The organism is Paenibacillus sp. S150 (assembly GCF_019352175.1).
Classification (GTDB): domain Bacteria; phylum Bacillota; class Bacilli; order Paenibacillales; family Paenibacillaceae; genus Paenibacillus_AQ.
This window is the reverse complement of sequence record NZ_JACBYI010000038.1, coordinates 23,549-42,526: the sequence shown is the minus strand read 5'-3', so window position 1 is coordinate 42,526 and position 18,978 is coordinate 23,549. Positions and strand designations below refer to the sequence as shown.

Sequence of the window (18,978 nt, the reverse complement as noted above, 5' to 3'; positions counted from 1 at the left end):
AACGGCGGCTTCGGGCGGAGCGGCAATAACTGCAGGCTCCTCCTCCGCTGCGGCCAAATTTCCCGGAAGCAGTGAAACCAGCAGGAGCCCGGTACAAATGATGGCAGCCCACCGTCTCATTCTCTTTAAATAACCCATACAATCCCTACCCTTCTTGTGAGGTATGCTGAAAAAACTGATACGATGAAGCGCTTACCGACATAATTCGACTTAATTTTAAAAAAGAAAGCGCTTAACGTATAGCTTCATTTTTGTTACAATAATGACTGCGAAGAAGAGGGGGGCCGCGATGGCCAGGAAAAAGCAGGTAACCTTACAAACCATTGCCGATGATTTAAGCCTGACGATTCACACGGTATCCAAAGCACTGCGCGGGCTGCCCGGCATGTCCGAGACCACGCGCAAGCTGGTTGCCGACCGGGCGCGCGAGCTTGGTTACCGCACGAAGGATCAGGAGGAGGGAATGTCGGCGGAGCGGATTCCGTGGGCGTACGCCAGACCCCGGCGGTTTGCCATGCTGATTATCGGGGATACCCGATTCCACCGGCTGCAGCTTGAAGGTGTGCGGCTGCGCCTGAATGAGCTGGGGCATTCCCTGTTTCCGCTGGTTGTGCCCTCCACCCTCAGGGAAGGTCCGGAGTTCGGGGAGTGGCTGAACCAGAACGAGCTTTTTTTCTCGGACGGGCTGTTCCTGACTGCGGCGATACCGGAATGGATGGAGAATGCGCTGCTGAAGCTGCCGCTGCCCAAGGTGCTGCTGAACTATCCGCCGGAGCTGGCCGAGGTGGACAGTGTAATCTGGGATGTGGAATACGCGGTTCACCGGTCCATGGAGGAATTGTACCGCCAGGGCCACCGCCGCATTCTGTATGTGGTGGATATCGAACCGTTGCGGGGCTTTCAATTAAGATGGAAGGCCTTTGCCGCCGCTGCGCAGCGGCTCGGATTGGACGGGCTAAGCGATCCCTCGGGGCATGTCACAGGCCAGGCCGCCGACAGGGCGGTCTGGATGAACACCCTCTGCCGCAAGCTTGACTCCGGTCATTATACCGCCGTCATCAGCGCGGTCCCCAGCATGGCCGAATGGGTGGCCGTCGCCGCCAGCCTGCTGAAGCTCAATATCCCGGACGACCTTTCGCTGGTTGGGATGGAGAACGAGGAAAATCCTTTTTTTCCGGAGATGTCGCGGCCTCTTCTGCTTGTGCGTGAAGCCGGGGAACGGGCGGCCGAGCTTATGCTGCGGAGAATCGCCAATCCGCTGCTGCCTTACGAGCATGTAAGGCTCAGAGGCTCTTTTTATACAGGGAACACCATCCGCACGCTAATCCCATGAGAACAGAAACAAGTCTTACCCGGGTTGCGGCAAGACTTGTGTACGGTGCATTTATGAAATTGAAATCCTGACTGCCGACAGCGTGCCGCAGCTCACTCCATATGCTCAGAAATAAACAGCTGCTGCAAGTCCAGCTCTGTCTTGATATCGTCAATGACATTCTTGATTCCCGGCAGCCATAATAAAGTGTCCTGCAGGATATAGTTGATAACCAGAGCCGAGCTGTGTTCAAACTTGGCGATATTGGGACTCTCTTCATCTGTCAGAATTGCACGGACCTTGACCGCCAATTCCGTATACTCCGAATGAATAAACGTTTGCTTGTTCAAATCCGCCGGCTTCAACCGGGACCAGGAAAAAGCCCCGCCTTCCACAACCTGTGCCGATCCTTCTATATACTCAATTGACGAATCATCGTTGATAAACGCATTAATCCGCTCTTCTAATTCTTGAAAAACCTTAACAAGGTCCATTGCACTCTCCATAAAACGCGCCTCCGAAACTATCCAACCAAGCTCTGGATAATTCCAGTATATCTTGTTTTGAAACATAAAGATAATTATATATGATCAGAAGCATAAACTGCCCGCATACTCCAAACATCCGGTTGGATTTCATTCACCATTCTGCACAAAAAAAGCGCTAAACTTAGTAAAGTGGTGATTTCGCCCGGGCCTACGGCCGGGTAGGGGTTTCCACTCGCTGTTGTAGCGTCTCGCCGAGATCTGCCGGGAAGCCCAAGTGGAAAAAGTAAACTTACTTCTCCCCCAATCCCTTTTTCGCAAGCGTTAGCGGGAAAAAGGATACCTAATCCATCCGTTTCGTCGCCTTTCAAGGGAATATGCTTCAAATATGTTTACTTTTTCCCACTATTCCTTTTACCGCAAGCTTTTCAGTCCATTTAGGTTTACTAATTCCCGCTAATCCCACTTCACGCTACTTCACTGCACTTTACTGCTATCCCCCCGGTAACGAGCCCCGGTTAGCCCTCATGTTTCCCCAGCAAAAAGTGGAAACGGCTTCGCCGCCCTTATAAGGACGGTATCCGTTTCTGCGAGAAAGATAAGGCTAATTTATTGCGTGAAACATATAAATTATCTTTTAAGAAAGACGCCTATCGGCGTCCTATATTAAGAATGCTGCCATTTTAGTGGGAAGGAGAAGAACCATTTCGCGCTGTTTCCCTCGTCCAGCCGGCTCCGGGCGAAATCAAAGGTACTTCTGCCTTTGTTTCCCTCTATCTGCCCGCTGCGGCCAACGCAATAGCGCAGTTTGCTTGGCCGAAGTCCCGATCCATTCTTTCATATACAGCGCAGCCATGAAATAACGGATAAGCTTCGCTTCCCCCAAAACATATAAATTCTGATTTTTCAAACAGAAACGGCTTCGCCGTCCATTTAAAGGACGGCGTGTTTCAGCGACAAATAGAAGGATAATTTGGTGTGCCGAGCATATAAATTCTTATCTTTTAAAAGTAAACTTAGCGCTCCAATTCGCCCCGCCGTCCTTGGTGAAGTACAGCGTCGAGCTGTTCAGATCGCGAGCCGCAAGCCAGCCCTGGTTGTGATCGGCGAAGGAGATTTCCCCTTCAAAGCCGGGAACCGTCTTAAGATTACTCCACTCCTGGCCGTTGTTCTTCGTAACGCCGATGCCAACCGCCTCAGCCGCAGGCTGATAGCCGACCAGGAACGCTGTCGTCTTGCCGATCAGCTGCATATTTCCGGGGCTGCCTGAAGCCGGCCCCTTCTTCACCTTGGCCGCTCCGCTCCCCGGGGCAGGACCGCCGCCGGCAGTATCCTGGGCGATCACCCGGGTCCAGCTTCCGCCCGAATCCGGGCTGCCATAGAGCGAGTAGGAAGTCTGGGACATCCCGGAGCCGCCGTAGAGCAACGCATAGACCTGGGGGCCTTCAGCATACACCTGCCCATAGACCGGCTCGGGGTACGCCGACTTCAGTGACAGCTTCCAGCTTGCCCCGCCGTCGGTTGTTCTCATCACCTGGTAGCCGCTGCCCGGAACGACAACTACCGCCCAGCCATTATTGCGGCTGCTGAAATAAGATCCACGGGTATTGGCCGGTGTCGGTACCTTGCTCCAGACAGTCCCGCCATCCTTCGTATAATAGGTAGAAGCGCGGTTATAGCCGAACCCGGCCTGGCTGTCCATGAAATCTATACGTTCAAAGGTTACCGCATTATTCGTCAGTCTTGTCCAGGTCGAGCCGCCGTCTGCCGTACGGATCAGATATTTGGCTTGTCCATCCTGAACCGTTGCCAGAGCCCAGCCGTGCACATTGTCGGGAAAATCGATCTGCTGAAAGCCCCATTGCCCTTCATAAATCTCCTGAAAGCGGCAGCCGCCATCCGAAGTCCCAATCAGGAAGCCGTTGCCGGCTGCCCGTCCCGTATCCGCATTCAGAAAATCCACAGCCGAAAAAGCAAGCGGGTCCCTCCCCTCGCCTGTATGCTTACTTTGCAGCTCCTGCAGAATTCCGTGATCCCCGGTGCTGCAGGACGGTGTCCGGGTTGCAGGCGCCGCAGCCTGTGCCGGAGGCGCTGCCGCCGCCCCCCAGCCGCTCAAGGTTAGCAGGCCCGCAGAGAGAAGTGTTAAGGATGTTTGCCGCAGTCGTTGTGTAAAGTTCATAGTGACACCTCCTAGGGTATATTTACCCTATTCCACAATCACTAAGCGGTCTCCTGCCGGGTCAGCCGTCTTGCCGGACTTCGCTTTGGCTAAAAACCTATCCCAAAATAAGTTATCGGGAATGAACGGAGGGTACGCTTCTCCAAACGATCTGAGCGCAGGCGAAATGAAGTAAGGCTTCATAGTTCCGTGTCTTCTTTCAAGCGAACAACTGCAGAAGAAAATAAAGTATTAGACGGGTTTTCTGAATTCTACACGGACTTTCGAGTTGCCGTACCATCAGTCTCCATAAAATTAGTTTTAGACTGACCCTTGAAATTGGAACAGACTGCCATGGACAAGAAAATAATGTCTAGACTGTCGCTGTCTTCATTGGACTAACGTTTCCCGTTAGCTTAATGATGGGGACTTCCAAAGTCAGGGATGTAGTGAGGATAATTCAATATCAATTTTATCGGAAATTAGAGTATAAAACTCTGGAAACCTCGGATCTGTAGAGCTTGGTATCTCTTCAAATGTCCGTATAAATAACCCTTCCGTACCAATTGCAGTTATAATCTCACCAACTGTCCAACCTCGCCCTAAAATTTTACCCAATTCAGAGCGTTCTTCCTCGGGCAGCAACTTAGCAAAAGCTACTTCCCCTTCCTTAATACTGTCATCAAAGTAATCTCCAGATGGCTGTTTTAGATTGTATGTGTTCATCCATGCACGTGCGAACGGATGGAAGTCAGTCAAGATAAAACGACCATTTTTCCCTAGCCTACGACGAACCACAGAGAAAATAGAGCTGAGGTCCGTAAAGTAATGCAAAATACCAAACTCCATCAACACAATGTCAAATTCGCCTAGTGTCTCTTCGTTCTGGATATTCAAGACGTCAGAACAGATATAGTCGAGTTCAACACCTGTGGCAGCGGCAGTCTGCATAGCATATAACCGATTTTCTTCAGATATGTCCACCACGGTAACATCAGCACCCAGCAATGCTAAAGAAATCGCCTTTCGACCGTGCGAGCCCAGGAGGTTAATGACTCTTTTACCTGCTGGATCACCGATGTACTTTAACCAATAACGCAAATGATGCTTATGTTTCAGTTTCAGTTGTACTGCAAGCTCATCTGGTGTTCCATACTTTTCAACCCAAGCCTGGTAAGCTTTCGTTTCCCACGCTACCTTGTTGATAAATGCCAGTTTTTCCTGCATACAAGCACCTCTAAAATCCATATTTTTTCTTCAAGAGATACATCTTACCATTTATAATTTAATAGTCAATTTTTTTGAACTCTACTGCCCGTTAGCTTAATGAAGCGCCACCAGTCTAAAACTTTATTTTCTCAGTCTACAGCTTTATTTGCCGAGTCTAATACTTTACTTTTCAGTCTATTACTTTATTTTCTTCTGACAAACAGCCCGCATCCCTTTTTTCTAAGGGTCCAGTCTATAGGCACCCGTGTAGTGTGCTTTTTTTGCTTTTTGGGCTTATCCCCTTGTGCAGGTGCGGAGTGGGCAAGCTGAGCGTCCGGCAGCTCCCTTCCCAACGCTTACTTCATTCGCTTACTCTTTCTCGCTCGCTGGTGTGAGATTATTCGCAAGAGTACTGCAGCGCGTCCCGAAATAACGGCAGAATTGCCGTTGTTGAGGCGGGGTTGGCCCGCGCTACCCGAAATAACGGCAGAATTGCCGTTGTTGGGGCAGGGTTGCCCCGCGCTACCCGAAATAACGGCAGAATTGCCGTTGTTGAGGCAGGGTTGGCCCGCGCTACCCGAAATAACGGCAGAATTGCCGTTGTTGGGGCAGGGGTGGCCCGCTCACCCCGAAATAACGGCAGAATTGCCGTTGTTGGGGCAGGGGTGCCCCGCTCACCCCCCGAAATAACGGCAGAATTGCCGTTGTTGAGGCGGGGTTGCCCCGCGCTACCCGAAATAACGGCAGAATTGACGTTGTTGAGGCGGGGTTGGCCCGCTCACCCCCCGAAATAACGGCAGAATTGACGTTGTTGGGGCAGGGTTGGTCCGCGCTACCCGAAATAACGGCAGAATTGCCGTTGTTGAGGCGAAGCTGGCCAACTCTCACCTCATACTTTTTTTCTTACCCATAGTTGTTACTTATTTATTCTGGGATAGGCACTAAGCCCGGTCAGGGGCAGCAGCCTCCTGCCGGGCCGGCTGCGGACGGAAGGATTGGCTTACAGGCATTAGGCCGGAGAGTGTTTTGTAATTCAGCGAGAAGAGAATGCCGAGCGCAGCTTCCGACAGAATGATCAGCTCCCGGTTCGGAATGACCAGGGGAATGGCAGCAACTCCAAGAACAATAAGAACCCAGGGCCACGGGTGTTCCAGATAATGAGCTATGCAGCGGTTAAGCCGCTGCAGGCTTCTCATCGCCGCATAAGTGCAGACCAGGGCCAGCCCCCACATCCACACAATATACAGGCGGCCCAGCCCAAGCCGGTCAAAGGCCAGGATCAGCAGCAGATGGGTAAAGAGGAATAAGAACGAATGCTTGCCGAAATACAGCAGCAGGCTGGAGGAAGCGTAGCTTTTTTTCCTTCTGAAGAGATAGAAGGCTCCGAACAACACGGCCAGAGACAGCAGCAGGTAGCTCACAGACATATTGTATTTGCTGAAATCCGATTCACGAACGCCTCCGATACTGAGTATGGACAGCAGCAGTCCGGCAGCCAGAGCCAGAATGAGATTGGCCTGATTGCTGCATCGGTAGGCAAAGATCCCCGCCGCAAACGCAAGCATCCAAGGAAAATAGGTGAAGCCTATTGTCTCCGTAAACAACACGGATCGAAGAGGGAAGTCCGGCAGGCGGTGGCCGATGAAATAATGTACGGAGAAGATAAGCAGCGGCAAAAGGAGATATGCATAGAGCGGGGGCTTGAGATATTTCTCCAGGAGGTATATACTGAGCACTCCGAGTGCGATGATCTGGGGAACATCCATTATTTTAAAAGCCTGAACCTCCGGTCTCCACATGAGATTATATGAGAAGCCAATGACTGCGAACAGCGCATAAAAGCTGAGAATCGACCGGAAGCTGCGCCTGCGCACCTGAAAGGTGGTCGTCACCCCCGACACGGCAAAAAAAAGTACAGGGGCCAAACCGGCAGCAATCTGAAACACCCGCTCATTGCCGTTAAAATAAACCGGAATATGCGCTATGATCATCAAAATACAGCTAATTCCCTTGATCGCATCCAATGAATTGTCATATTCCTTCATTCCCCTCACTTTCCTTCCCTTTATTGTAGAATTTACATAAGTATAAAATGGATTCCATTATTCTCCATCCCTCAAAAGTGTACTATTTCCTGAAAATTCACGTTATGTGCATTCGGGTCGTGCAATTCCACTCTCCCCCGGCCATTCTGAATAGCTGCATAAACCTGATCCAAGGTTAGCAACCAGCTAAAGTAGTATATTGAAATAACTAGTTTGTACCATTGCCCCTGCCTATTATTTCCTATAACCTATGATTAACTTATATGGAAGGGGGCTGCGGCCAACCCATGCAAGCTTCGGATGCTTCTTCAGCCACAACTGCAGCGGAATTGACTTCCGCCACCACCGTTAAGACCCCGCGGCTTAAAGTCATCGACATGGTCAGAGGCATTACCATTCTGCTGGTCGTTGTGGGACATGCCGGTCTCACCCCGGTCGTTCTGAACGATATGTTCAGGGATTTCCGGCTTCCGTTATTCTTTATCGTCTCCGGGTATCTGTTCAGCGCCTCCAAATATTTTGACAATTTCACCTCTCTGCTGCGTACCCGCTTCCTCACCCTCGTCATTCCCTATCTGTCCGCCGGCCTTCTGTCCTATCTGCTCTGGTTAATCCTCCGGACCCTCGAAACCGCCCACAGCCCGGACATCGCCTGGTATGAGCCTCTGCTGGCAATCGCTTACGGAACCTATTCCGGCGGCCTGCTCCTGAACATTCCCATCTGGTTTCTGACCTGCCTGTTCGTGACCCAGATTATATTCTGCCTCAGCATGCGCTATCTAAGCAAAAGCCCGCTGCCTGTGCAGCTTGCCGCCATGCTCGCCCTGAGCCTGTCCGGTTATGCCCTGGGCACCGTGCTATTCCTGCCCTGGAACATCGACGTCGCGCTTGTCGCCCAGCTCTTCGTGTTCATCGGCTACCAGCTCAAGCAGCACCAGCTGCTCGGCAAGATCCGTGTCTTCAACCTGGGCACCCTGATCCTGATGGCCATCTTTCTCACCGCCGCCTACTTCAACAGCTATGTGGACATGAACAACAGAGAATACGGCAACCTGCTGCTCTTCTACACCGCCGGGATCGCCGGAAGCCTGCTCGCCATCAAAATGACCCAGCTGCTCTCCAAATCCGGCTTCTTCGCCGCCATCCTCACCTACATCGGCAAAGAATCGCTGGCAATCCTCATCTTCCACTACGGCATCTTCATCCTGCTGCTGAACTTCGTGGAACGGTATGTTTACGGCAGCTACCTGGGCTGGTTCCCGACCACAGTAATTGCCGTCGCGGGGTCGCTGTTGCTGAGTATGGTGATCAAGCACGTGCCGGGACTGGGATTCTTGCTTGGGGGAAAGGGGAAGAAATCAGCGGCGCACAGAACTTATGTGGAGAGGGCGGTTTCCCAATCCCGGTAAAGATTCACCTCCTGCTTCCCGATATAGTAAGAGATGCACTTACTTATAACAGCGGCACAAGGGGGATGTATACATGCAGTATATGCAGAAGGAGTATCTGACTCCTAAATATATGCGTGAATTCCAATGCACGGGGGCTGACTGCGAAGATACCTGCTGTTCCTGGTGGGAAATAACAATAGATCAATCCACCTATGATAAATATAAGCGGATTCCTGACAAGACCCTCCGTGAAGAGATTAACAAGAATCTCGTCCGCAATCCAAAGCACAGCCAGTCCTATGCTTCCTTCAAAATGAACCAGCAAACCGGCAGCTGTTCCATGCTCAAGGGCGGACTCTGCTCGATTCAAGCCAAGGCCGGCGAGACGTACCTGTCACAGACCTGTTCAACCTATCCGCGGCTTCTGAATGATGGCGATGAGATCGAAGTGTCCGCTCTCCTGTCCTGTCCGGAAATCGCCCGCCTGGTGCTTCTCTCGGAGGACGCCATGAGCTTCACCCGAATCCCTGAGCTGCCTACACCGAATCTTCGGATCAACAAGCCGGGCAGCTCCGGCAGCAAGAAGAAACAATGCATTCTGGGCTTACGGGAGTTAACGCTTGAGATCTTGAGAGACCGCCAATTCCCGCTTCAGCACCGGTTAATTATGGTAGGCGTCCTTTTTGACAATACCGCGGAGCCGCTTCGTTCGGGTGCGTATGCACACGTTATGTCCTTCATGGAGGAATTCAGAGGGGAGTTAACCACTAACGGGGAGCTGCGGAACTATGACAGCTTTGCCTCGGATGATCAGCTCCAATTCCAGGTTCTGAACAATACCTTAATGGCCCATCTGAGTGAGTTCCTATGGAATGCCCGCTACAACGAATGCATGAATGAATACCTCCAAGGCATACAGAGGAACGGGAGCAGCCTGAGTGAATCTTTGCATACATACCGCAGTGTACGCGAAGAAATCTATGAACCCTACATCCGGGGAAAAGACTACCTTTTCGAGAACTATATCATTAACCACGTATACCAGAATTTCGTGACCGATATCCTGGCGGGCGCCGGCCTCTTCGATTTCTTCGTGAAGCTCGCTGCCGATTATGCCTTCATCCGCCTGCACCTGGCCGGAATGGCCGCACACCGGCAAGAGCTGAATGACGGGATGGTGGTCAAGCTGATCCAGTCCTATACCAAAAACTATAAGTTCTCCAACAAATTCCTCAACGCCATCCTGACGGATATACAAGAACAGGGATACTACTCCCTCGGGGGAATGTCGTTATTGATCAAGTAACGGGGATGCATGCTTGAGAGATTACTGTCAGAATTGCGAGCGGAACCAGCGCTTGATCTGCTCCAGCGAACTTTTAGCCTCGGGTCCGTTATAACCGGAGAGGTTGCCTATCATTTTCGTATATTCGTTGAAGATAGTTTCCCGGCTATAGCGGTCACTCCACCAACGCTTGGCGTTGTACCCGGAGTCCGAACCGGCATAAGTCAGTTCAATTCCGGAATCCTTGTAGACATGATCGAAAAGAAACTTTACCCGCCGCATATGAAAGTCAGAGGAAATGACAATGGCTGATGTGAACCCATGCTGCTTCATCACCGGAAGAGTCAACTCGGCGTTCTGGTAGGTGCTTAAGGCTGCATTTTCAGTCAGAATAGCATCTGGAGGAATGCCTAGGGCAAGAGCGGTCCGGAGCATATCGCCGGATGTACTTGCATATTCTTTGGCGTTGGATAAGAGAAGATATGGAGCATAACCTTCCTTGCCATACAGCTCCGCCCCTTTCTCAACCCTTCCCGCTCCACCGCTGAGCACGATAATAACATCCGCCTGCTGCGGGACCTGATTGTAGAGAAGAAAGCGCCCTGCGCCGAAGAAGAACAAGACAATTAACAGAACAGGCAAGGACAGAAAGAGGATTTTCTTTCTACGCTTGCCTGTTTTTTTACTCCCGATTAAGTTTCTCATAAGCTACTTCCGGTACTCGCTGCTAAGAATGTGTCCCCACCATTGCGCATTATCGGTATACCACTGTATGGTTTGGGCGATCCCTGTCTCAAAGGTGTAGGCTGGCTTCCAGCCCAAGGTCTCCAGCTTCGTAGGATCGATAGCGTAACGTTTATCATGACCGAGACGGTCCGCAACAAATTCAATCAAATCCTCAGATTTCCCCAGCGCCTGGATGATGGTCTTCACCACTTCCAGATTCGTACGTTCATTATGGCCGCCTACGTTATACACTTCACCGCTTATACCTTCGTGCAGCACAAGGTCAATGGCAGCACAGTGATCCCGGACATGCAGCCAATCCCGGATGTTTTTGCCATCGCCGTAGACCGGAACCTTCTGTTCATTTATAACTTTAGAGAGGGTCAGCGGAATCAGCTTCTCCGGGAAATGGTAAGGACCGTAATTGTTAGAGCATCGGGTAATATTCACCGGTAAACCATACGTTTCATAATACGCCCGAACCAGCAAATCCGAAGCAGCTTTACTCGCACTGTACGGGCTGTTGGGCTGCAAGGGAGTTTCCTCCGTAAAGAATACAGTTGGGTCAAAATCAAGCTCCCCGTACACCTCGTCCGTAGAGACATGAACGAATTTCGTTAGCCCTATCTTTCTGGAAGCATCCAGCAGCACTTGTGTCCCCATCACATTCGTCCGAACGAATACGGCAGGCTCTGCAATCGAACGGTCCACATGGCTTTCTGCGGCAAAATGCACCGCAAAATCAAATTTCTCTTCCTCAAAAAGACTCATAACCGCCTCACGGTCAGCAATATCTGCTTGTACAAACCGGTAGTTCTCTTTGTTCTCAATTGCTGTGTGCTTCGTCAAATCACCGGCATAGGTCAACAAATCCAGGTTAACAACATCGTAATCCGTGTATTTATCTATCATATATTGGACAAAGTTGCCCCCGATAAAACCGGCACCGCCAGTAATCAGCAATTTTTTCTTGCCCATTCCCTGCACCTCAAATTCATCTATTGGAATACCGCCTACGCCAGACAGCGCCGTTTCCCTAATTTCTTGTCTTCCGCACCTTAACTGCTTAATATTGAATCTTCCCGGTAGCTACCTTTATCAAATATTGTCCATACCCTGTTTTGCCAAGCTTCTGCCCGCAGTTCAACAAGTGTTCTTTGGTAATCCAGCCATTAATATAGGCTATTTCCTCAAGCGCAGCGATCTTAATCCCCTGATGGTCTTCAATCGTTCGGACAAAATTAGTCGCATCGACAAGACTCTGATGAGTTCCCGTATCTAACCAGGTGAATCCCCGCCCCAGCAGTTCAACGTCCAGCTCCCCCAGCTTAAGATAGGCCTCATTAATTGAAGTGATTTCAAGCTCGCCCCGTGAAGAAGGCTGCACATTCTTGGCCATCTCTACAACCCGATTGTCATAGAAATATAATCCAGTGACAGCATAATTGGATTTAGGCTGTGCAGGTTTTTCCTCCACGCTGAGCACTTTACCCTCATCATTAAACTCTACCACACCAAAACGCTCCGGATCTTGCACATGATAACCAAACACAGTCGCACCCTGCTCTTTATCCGAAGCACGCTTCAACATTTTCCGGATACCATTCCCATAGTAAATGTTATCGCCAAGAATCATAGCCACAGAATCATCGCCAATGAACGACTCTCCCAAAATAAAAGCCTGGGCTAATCCGTCAGGACTGGGCTGCACGATGTATTGTAAGGAAATGCCGAACTGAGATCCGTCCCCTAACAGGCTTTCGAACCTTGGCGTATCCTCCGGTGTGGAAATAATTAAGATGTCATTAATTCCAGCCAGCATTAAAGTGGATAAGGGATAGTAGATCATGGGCTTGTCATACACGGGTAACAGTTGTTTACTGGTCACCATGGTTAATGGGTAGAGGCGCGTTCCGCTGCCTCCGGCTAGGATAATGCCTTTCAAGTAGTACCATCTCCTGATTAATATATTTCTTACATATTTAAACTTTGAATTCTGATACAATATCCAGATATGTCGCTTTATCCATATTTCCTCTTTTGTAGACATACTTATTTATTACTTTCATTATTTTAAAGTTCCTCTTTATTCCTAATCTACGTCGAAAAATTATATTTGCTGACATGAGAAGCTTGAAAGAAAAAAACCATATATTCCATCTCAAGGGGTTATAAACAAATTTCAGCATAATCGCTCTCCCCACCATCGAGGAAGTATATGCTACATCAACGTAATTTTCAGACAAAGTTTTTTGAGACTGCCCACCTTTGTGCAACACGATTGCATCAATAACTGATGCAATTTTTATATTGTTTCTTTTGTATCTTATACTAAGTTCTACATCTTCTTCTCCAAAAAAAATCCTCTCAGATAACAGGCCGTGGCTCTTTAACAAATCACTTCTAAGCATTAATACACATCCTGAAGCAAAAGTTACCTTAATTGTGTTATCAGTCAACTTCTCAGCCTTCTCAATGTCACTTTCATTGTATCTCCTAAAATGCCCATACCATGTTAATCTTCCACCTATCTGTTGCAGTTTTTCAGGAGTCGAATAATGATTTATCCGACATGTTGCAGCCCCAATTGTAGGCTCAACTTCTAATCGCCCTCTCATTATTTCAATTGCATTATTAACACAAATAGCATCATTATTAAATAATAGGAAGTAATCAAATTCATCAACTAGCTTTTTGATGATATAATTATTGCCCTTCGCAAAACCAATATTATCAGTTTTCTCAATGAAAATTAGCCCCATATTTGTATATTCATGAAAATCAATCATTTCCTCAAACATATTTCCGGAAATTTTTAGTTGAGAAGGAATTATAGAAGTTGATTTATCAAGCCATTTTCTAATCTCACTACTAGATTCATTTGGTGAACCATTATCCAACAAAAAAACGGAACTATTAGGAATAGAATTAACATATATAGATTTCAAGCATTCTATCGTATCATAATAATTCTTATAATTAAGTATAATAATTGCAATTCTATCCGACACTACCTTTCACTCCTTGGAATACAACTTAAATGTTTGCTTCACGAATCTCTTTAAATACATTTGCACCAATAGACTCATACAAAGAGTATTTTTGTATTTGACCTATAATTTTTTTAGACTCAGAGAAGCTAAATCTTGAAGTAACTAGCTTCACAAATATTAAAGCTAAATAAAATAATCTCCACATTAACCAATATTTCTTTGTATAAAACTCTCTATTATCAACAATTCGATTCGAGAAATGAATAATAAATTTATGTTTATTTGTAGACATTTTATTAATTGAACTACTCACTTTATGATAAATTACTGAATCTAGAACAACACCAATTTTTCGCTTATCTCGTTTCATTCTTCTACAAAAATTAAAATCCTCTTCACCGAAAAAAAATCTTTCCGTAAAAATATTCGAAACACTTATCAAATTCACTCTTATAAGGAGGGCACATCCAGTTATAAAGGTAGCATCAATATATTTTTCCTTATTTTTTATCCTGCGATCTATTGCTTTTTGTGTATAATACTTTCTATCTCCGTACCATTTTAGTCTTCCACCTGCATTCCATAATTTTTCACGATCGTCATAAAATCGAATATCACATGTAACAGCGCTTATATTAATGTTTTCATCCATGAAATCCAACATATTATCTATAGCATTTTCTGTAACTACAGTATCATTATTCAATAAAAGAATATATTCAAAATCTTTTTTTATTTTGTTAACAACAAAGTTATTTCCTATAGCAAATCCAAAATTAACATCACTTTCAATAAGCATTATTTTAGGTTTATCATTGGTGATATCCATTTCATTCACATTAAAGTTTTCATTATTGAAATAGTACGTACTTAAATTCTGTTCGCTCATAAATTCTCTTATCTTCATTTTGGAATCATCTGAAGATCCATTATCTAAAATAAATATATTTTTTTGAAAAGAATTAGTTTCCAAAAGCGATTTTACACATTCAAGAGTATCCTTCCAGCCATTCCAATTCAATATAACCACAGCTAACTTCATAATTCCTCCTCAATCCTCTCTTCTTTATTTGTAACAAATTTATAAATTTGCAAAAAAGAATTTAACAATTCACTTTTTCGATAGAGAAAATATAGACTGACTATTAGAACATATAAAATAAATGCAATCATATGACTTTCTATAAAATTGACCAAGAAAATGAAAATCAGTGTAATACATACCTTTGGTAAAATATCTTCATATTTCATTTTCAAGTAATTTCTTAACCATAGATCAGTAGCAATATTCCAAATTGCGTAGCTAATTGTTGTGGCAATCGCTATACTTTGTAGTGAATTATCAATATAAAGAAAAATAAAACTTAATAATATTGTAGAGGTTACACCTATTATATTTAACCAAAACAGTACTTTTTCTTTTCGGACAGCTTTAATTAATGGATGTAATACAATTGTTATATGCATCTGATAAATGAAGAAAGGGAACAGGTATTGAAGGAACTTCAAAACTTCTATATAGTCATTGAAGAATATCTCAATTATCCAAGTTGCTGGAAAGTAAAACATTAAGAACAAAAATGAAGAGTATGTTATTAATCTAGAAAGTTTTTCAAAGTATATCTTTAATTTAAATTTTTCAAAATTACAAATCATCGGATATAAAATTGTAGACAATGAAGTGTTAAAGATCTGCACAAAAGAAAGAATGTTTATAGCAAAAGAATACAGACCTAATTCTTTCACACTAGAAAAATAAGTGAAAATAAAACGTCCAGAACTTGCTATTAATACAGCGACCGAATTCGCGATAAATAAGCTAAATCCAGCTTTATAAACAAGTATCGCATCATTTTGCAAGTTTTTTAACGATGGATACTTCCCTAATATTATATTTTTATTTGTAAATAAATAATAAGAAAGGACTACAACTTTAGTAACAGTGAAATAAATGACAAACAATTTATAGGATTCACTTTTCCATAGAAGCATTAACAACAAAAACACAATAATTCCGAATTTTTCAATGAATATACTCAATGCATAATTTTTATATTTTTGAGTTATTTGATTAATATACAGAAAAAACAAATTCAAATTCGATACAATCATATTTATGGTTGCAAACCCCAGGACAAACATATATTCTTCCTTTAGGTTAAATAAAACACACGCATATATTGTTCCAATTACAAATTGTAAAAGAACAAGAAAGATGAAATATCCGCGAAACCTCTTCAAATCAAGATTTTCATATCTTTTCCCACCATACATCAAGTAAACACCATCATTAAAACCAAAATGCATGAATCCACTGTAACCAAAATACAACAAAAAAAGGCTCCAGTATCCGTATTGAGTTACGCCTAGTTGATAAGGAAGTATTATACTCATCAATATGCCACTTATCATAGAAAAAAAATTCGCACCAAATACATAGATAAAATGCTTGATTTTCTTCAATAACTTTAACATCAAATTCACCTTTTTCTTATATAAGCAAAACAATAGAATTAATTTAATTAATTTCTAGGAAAAAAATTATAATTAATCTGTTTTCTATTGTAGATTAATCTAATTTCCTCAGTGAGATCTATATTTCTTAAACTTGAATTTAAATTGTATTAAATCACGGTCCAAAACAAAGAACTCAATCATTAGTATATATATATATACTTCAAATATGGAGAACAACGAGAAGAAATTACTAAAAAACGAAAAGCTTATAAGTGATAACAAATATGCAGTACTAGCGACATTTTTTCTATAATTATAAAAAATGAAATATGAAAAATAAATAAATATCCCTAATAAGTATATATATATACCTGCTAATAAATAGCCAATATTTAAAACAGCTTCAGAAAAGATTCCTCCTATATTAGCTGTTGCTCCATCTACTGCAACCTCTGGCCATAGAGCAATAATTGGTGCAAAAAAGTCCTTATTACCACTTAATTGCTGATACAAAGTGTCAAATGGGTTAAGAATAGCTTTTATTCCCTGTTGCATACCACCAATGGTAGGATTGAAAAAAAAAGTATTTGCAGTTATAAAAGGAGAAAAAAGATAATGAAAGAAATGTCGTATTGAAAATTGAATACTTGATTCCATTGCTGAAAAGTTATAATTCCCTATAATCATATTAGGTATGACTGCGTAGATAAGAATGAACGCAAATATTGCCAAAAAAAACAATCCAATTATAAGATAAATAATCTTTAAATAATTTATCTTAATCTTTAACATTAGAGAAAACATTATAAAACTTAACAAAGTAATAAGTATATTATATTTCCCTTGAAAAATTATAAGTATACAAAAAAATATAATTATACTCACTAAATATTTCTTTTTTTTTGTTTTGGTATAGAAGAAGAATATGAAAGGAATCATCGCTTTTGCTAAGAACCCAATGTGTGCAAAAATACCAAAAGAGTGTGCTTTTGTATCATTTATTCCGTAAACAGAAATAACTTGAAACAAAGAGACAGCATATGATAGAACCCCAAAAATAAAAATGATGAAAATTAGATTCTCTTTCCCTAAAATTTTTTCTGAATATATTTCATTTAAGTCTTTAATTCTTTCTTGTTCTTTTCTATGGAATATCCTCTGAATAGTTCTAAACAGAAATCCAGAAAAAAATAGAATTGTCAAGTAAATAAGAAATAATATAATTGTACGATTACTGATGAGGTGATTTCCAAATCTAATTCCAATCAAATTATTAATGGGTACAAAAGCTAAATAGACACCACCAATTACACAAAACGGTGTTATGAAGGTTTTATATATTCTATATTCAATGTATACTAAACCATATAAGACTATCATAAAAATTAATAACATGTTGTATTCCTTTCAGTTGCCTTTTGTTGGCTCAAAACCAAAAATCAGCGGTTGACGATGTGAATGAAGTTCGCTGCGGGTTCAGAGGGTTCTTCCGATCGCTGTTAAAGCCCAGTTTTCTGATTGGAATAATATTATAGGTTAAAATTGATCTTTAAAGACGAACACTATCGTTTCTCCAGAATCCCTCTGCCCCTCCGCTTTGTTCGCACTTAGAGTCAACCCCTAATTTTAGATTGAGCCATTTTAATCGCATTATTTTTTGTACTAATTTATTACCTAAAATCAAATAAATGCTCCTAAGAAATATTCGCTGATTTCCAGTGTAAAATCCATGTCAGAGATATTAGCTAATTTAAATGTACATAGTCTCAATAAAAATCGCGAGCACTAAATATAATTTCTAATTATTTATTTCTTACCACTTAAACTTTGATAAACCCTCTCCATTTCCTTTACATTATCAATCCAATTAAACTTTTCAATTACTCGTTTTCTTTCAGCCTTCCCCATTTTATGGCATAATTCAGGGTTCTTAAATAGATTATAAATCTCTTTTGCCATAGCTTTATAATCTTTTCTTGGTACCAGTATACCCGCTTCACCATAATCTACGACTTCTTTGAAACCATCTACATCCGATACAATAACAGGAACTTCACAAGCCATTGCTTCAACAATAGCAACTCCAAAACTCTCACTATCTAACACACTTGTGCCTAAGAAAATATCAAGTTCATTTAGTGCATCTGGAACTATATCATTAGGTACTCTTCCTTTGAACTCTACTATATCTTGAAGATTACACTCATTTACTAGTTTTTCAAGTGAACTCTTCTCCTCGCCTTCTCCATAGATATAGTATTTAATCTTTAGGTCTTGTTGATTTCCAAGGAAATTATTAATAAGATAATAGATTGCAAGAATACCATACTTAATACCATATTTCGGAGATAATTTCTTTATGCTCCCAATAATTATTGTATTAATATTTTTCTTCGTGCTTTTTTTATAAAATTTTTCAACCTCCACTCCAAAGGGAGTAATATAAATGTCGGATGCAAGGCAGCCTATCAATTTGGATGTTTGATTAGCCATAGCGTAGCTTGTAGAAGCTAATGCAGAAGCTGCGTTCAAATTTTTTTTTATTAATTTCATATTTCTTTTTGATGAGTAAGGAAAATCGTACACATCACTGCCATAAACAGAAATAAGATATGGGGAAAAGTTTACGAGTCTCCCAAGAGTACCGTATCCACTTGAATAGTGCGCATTTAATACATCAGGTCTAACGGAACTAATTATAGTTTTTAGTTGAAGAACATTCATATAATATCCATACGGAGCAGGTACAAGTAATTCATGTAGGTAAACATCTTTGCTGAATTTATCTACTGAAGGTTTATGATTAGATGAATAACATAAGTGTACTTCATTCCCATTTTCACTCAATTGATTAGCCCATCTAACACTATGAATATCGTTCCCTGAAGCCAATAACAATATTCTCATTATATTAACT

The 18,978-nt window shown here is 43.3% G+C and carries 15 protein-coding genes; 3 read left to right on the top strand and 12 right to left on the bottom strand.

Annotated elements, in window-relative coordinates; translation table 11 throughout:
• Positions 1-289: 289 nt before the first annotated feature.
• Positions 290-1,333, top strand: a complete 1,044-nt coding sequence (locus HYD27_RS24845; RefSeq protein WP_219219656.1) for a substrate-binding domain-containing protein — start codon at positions 290-292, stop codon at positions 1,331-1,333.
• Positions 1,334-1,425: 92 nt separating this feature from the next.
• Here the strand turns inward: HYD27_RS24845 and HYD27_RS24840 are convergent, their stop codons facing one another.
• The 4 genes from HYD27_RS24840 to HYD27_RS24825 form a co-directional block, all read right to left on the bottom strand.
• On the bottom strand, positions 1,426-1,818 hold the full coding sequence (locus HYD27_RS24840) for a hypothetical protein (RefSeq protein ID WP_219219654.1): 393 nt from the start codon (positions 1,816-1,818) through the stop codon (positions 1,426-1,428).
• A gap of 976 nt (positions 1,819-2,794) precedes the next feature.
• Positions 2,795-3,976, bottom strand: a complete 1,182-nt coding sequence (locus HYD27_RS24835) for a WD40/YVTN/BNR-like repeat-containing protein (protein WP_219219652.1) — start codon at positions 3,974-3,976, stop codon at positions 2,795-2,797.
• 417 nt (positions 3,977-4,393) lie between these two features.
• Complete coding sequence (locus HYD27_RS24830) at positions 4,394-5,182, bottom strand: class I SAM-dependent methyltransferase (RefSeq protein ID WP_219219650.1); 789 nt, start codon at positions 5,180-5,182, stop codon at positions 4,394-4,396.
• Positions 5,183-6,105: 923 nt separating this feature from the next.
• Positions 6,106-7,209, bottom strand: a complete 1,104-nt coding sequence (locus HYD27_RS24825; protein WP_219219648.1) for a hypothetical protein — start codon at positions 7,207-7,209, stop codon at positions 6,106-6,108.
• Between the two features lie 287 nt (positions 7,210-7,496).
• Here HYD27_RS24825 and HYD27_RS24820 point away from each other — a divergent pair, with 287 nt between their 5' ends.
• Together HYD27_RS24820 and fliB are read left to right on the top strand one after the other, a co-directional pair.
• Positions 7,497-8,618 (top strand): acyltransferase family protein, encoded by a 1,122-nt coding sequence (locus tag HYD27_RS24820; RefSeq protein WP_219219646.1) that lies wholly within the window; start codon positions 7,497-7,499, stop codon positions 8,616-8,618.
• A gap of 73 nt (positions 8,619-8,691) precedes the next feature.
• The gene (fliB, locus tag HYD27_RS24815) at positions 8,692-9,906 is read left to right on the top strand and encodes a flagellin lysine-N-methylase (RefSeq protein ID WP_219219643.1); all 1,215 of its coding nucleotides are present in this window, start codon (positions 8,692-8,694) and stop codon (positions 9,904-9,906) included.
• 27 nt (positions 9,907-9,933) lie between these two features.
• Here fliB and HYD27_RS24810 read toward each other — a convergent pair whose 3' ends face one another.
• The 8 genes from HYD27_RS24810 to HYD27_RS24775 form a co-directional block, all read right to left on the bottom strand.
• A complete protein-coding gene (locus tag HYD27_RS24810; protein WP_219219641.1) occupies positions 9,934-10,590 on the bottom strand; it encodes a YdcF family protein in 657 nt (218 codons plus the stop codon).
• A gap of 3 nt (positions 10,591-10,593) precedes the next feature.
• A complete protein-coding gene (rfbB, locus tag HYD27_RS24805; RefSeq protein WP_219219639.1) occupies positions 10,594-11,589 on the bottom strand; it encodes a dTDP-glucose 4,6-dehydratase in 996 nt (331 codons plus the stop codon).
• An 88-nt stretch (positions 11,590-11,677) separates the two neighbouring features.
• Positions 11,678-12,556 carry a glucose-1-phosphate thymidylyltransferase RfbA gene (gene rfbA, locus HYD27_RS24800; protein WP_219219637.1) on the bottom strand — a complete coding sequence of 293 codons (879 nt, stop codon included), beginning with the start codon at positions 12,554-12,556 and terminating at the stop codon, positions 11,678-11,680.
• Between the two features lie 37 nt (positions 12,557-12,593).
• Positions 12,594-13,622, bottom strand: a complete 1,029-nt coding sequence (locus tag HYD27_RS24795; protein WP_219219635.1) for a glycosyltransferase family protein — start codon at positions 13,620-13,622, stop codon at positions 12,594-12,596.
• A gap of 25 nt (positions 13,623-13,647) precedes the next feature.
• Positions 13,648-14,646: a glycosyltransferase gene (locus HYD27_RS24790; protein ID WP_219219633.1), complete on the bottom strand. Its 999-nt coding sequence runs from the start codon at positions 14,644-14,646 to the stop codon at positions 13,648-13,650.
• On the bottom strand, positions 14,643-16,079 hold the full coding sequence (locus tag HYD27_RS24785) for a lipopolysaccharide biosynthesis protein (protein WP_219219631.1): 1,437 nt from the start codon (positions 16,077-16,079) through the stop codon (positions 14,643-14,645). The genes HYD27_RS24790 and HYD27_RS24785 overlap by 4 nt, the downstream gene beginning before the upstream one ends.
• A 108-nt stretch (positions 16,080-16,187) precedes the next feature.
• Positions 16,188-17,456, bottom strand: coding sequence for a DUF6337 family protein (locus tag HYD27_RS24780; protein ID WP_219219630.1), 1,269 nt, complete (start codon positions 17,454-17,456; stop codon positions 16,188-16,190).
• Positions 17,457-17,867: 411 nt separating this feature from the next.
• Positions 17,868-18,968, bottom strand: coding sequence for a glycosyltransferase (locus tag HYD27_RS24775; protein WP_219219628.1), 1,101 nt, complete (start codon positions 18,966-18,968; stop codon positions 17,868-17,870).
• Between the last annotated feature and the right edge of the window lie 10 nt (positions 18,969-18,978).

Coding starts and splice junctions, on each gene's coding strand:
- HYD27_RS24845 (WP_219219656.1), top strand. CDS start 290: ATGGCCAGGAAAAAGCAGGTAACCTTACAAACCATTGCCGATGATTTA.
- HYD27_RS24840 (WP_219219654.1), bottom strand. CDS start 1,818: ATGGAGAGTGCAATGGACCTTGTTAAGGTTTTTCAAGAATTAGAAGAG.
- HYD27_RS24835 (WP_219219652.1), bottom strand. CDS start 3,976: ATGAACTTTACACAACGACTGCGGCAAACATCCTTAACACTTCTCTCT.
- HYD27_RS24830 (WP_219219650.1), bottom strand. CDS start 5,182: ATGCAGGAAAAACTGGCATTTATCAACAAGGTAGCGTGGGAAACGAAA.
- HYD27_RS24825 (WP_219219648.1), bottom strand. CDS start 7,209: ATGAAGGAATATGACAATTCATTGGATGCGATCAAGGGAATTAGCTGT.
- HYD27_RS24820 (WP_219219646.1), top strand. CDS start 7,497: ATGCAAGCTTCGGATGCTTCTTCAGCCACAACTGCAGCGGAATTGACT.
- fliB (WP_219219643.1), top strand. CDS start 8,692: ATGCAGTATATGCAGAAGGAGTATCTGACTCCTAAATATATGCGTGAA.
- HYD27_RS24810 (WP_219219641.1), bottom strand. CDS start 10,590: ATGAGAAACTTAATCGGGAGTAAAAAAACAGGCAAGCGTAGAAAGAAA.
- rfbB (WP_219219639.1), bottom strand. CDS start 11,589: ATGGGCAAGAAAAAATTGCTGATTACTGGCGGTGCCGGTTTTATCGGG.
- HYD27_RS24790 (WP_219219633.1), bottom strand. CDS start 14,646: ATGAAGTTAGCTGTGGTTATATTGAATTGGAATGGCTGGAAGGATACT.
- HYD27_RS24785 (WP_219219631.1), bottom strand. CDS start 16,079: ATGTTAAAGTTATTGAAGAAAATCAAGCATTTTATCTATGTATTTGGT.
- HYD27_RS24780 (WP_219219630.1), bottom strand. CDS start 17,456: ATGTTATTAATTTTTATGATAGTCTTATATGGTTTAGTATACATTGAA.
- HYD27_RS24775 (WP_219219628.1), bottom strand. CDS start 18,968: ATGAGAATATTGTTATTGGCTTCAGGGAACGATATTCATAGTGTTAGA.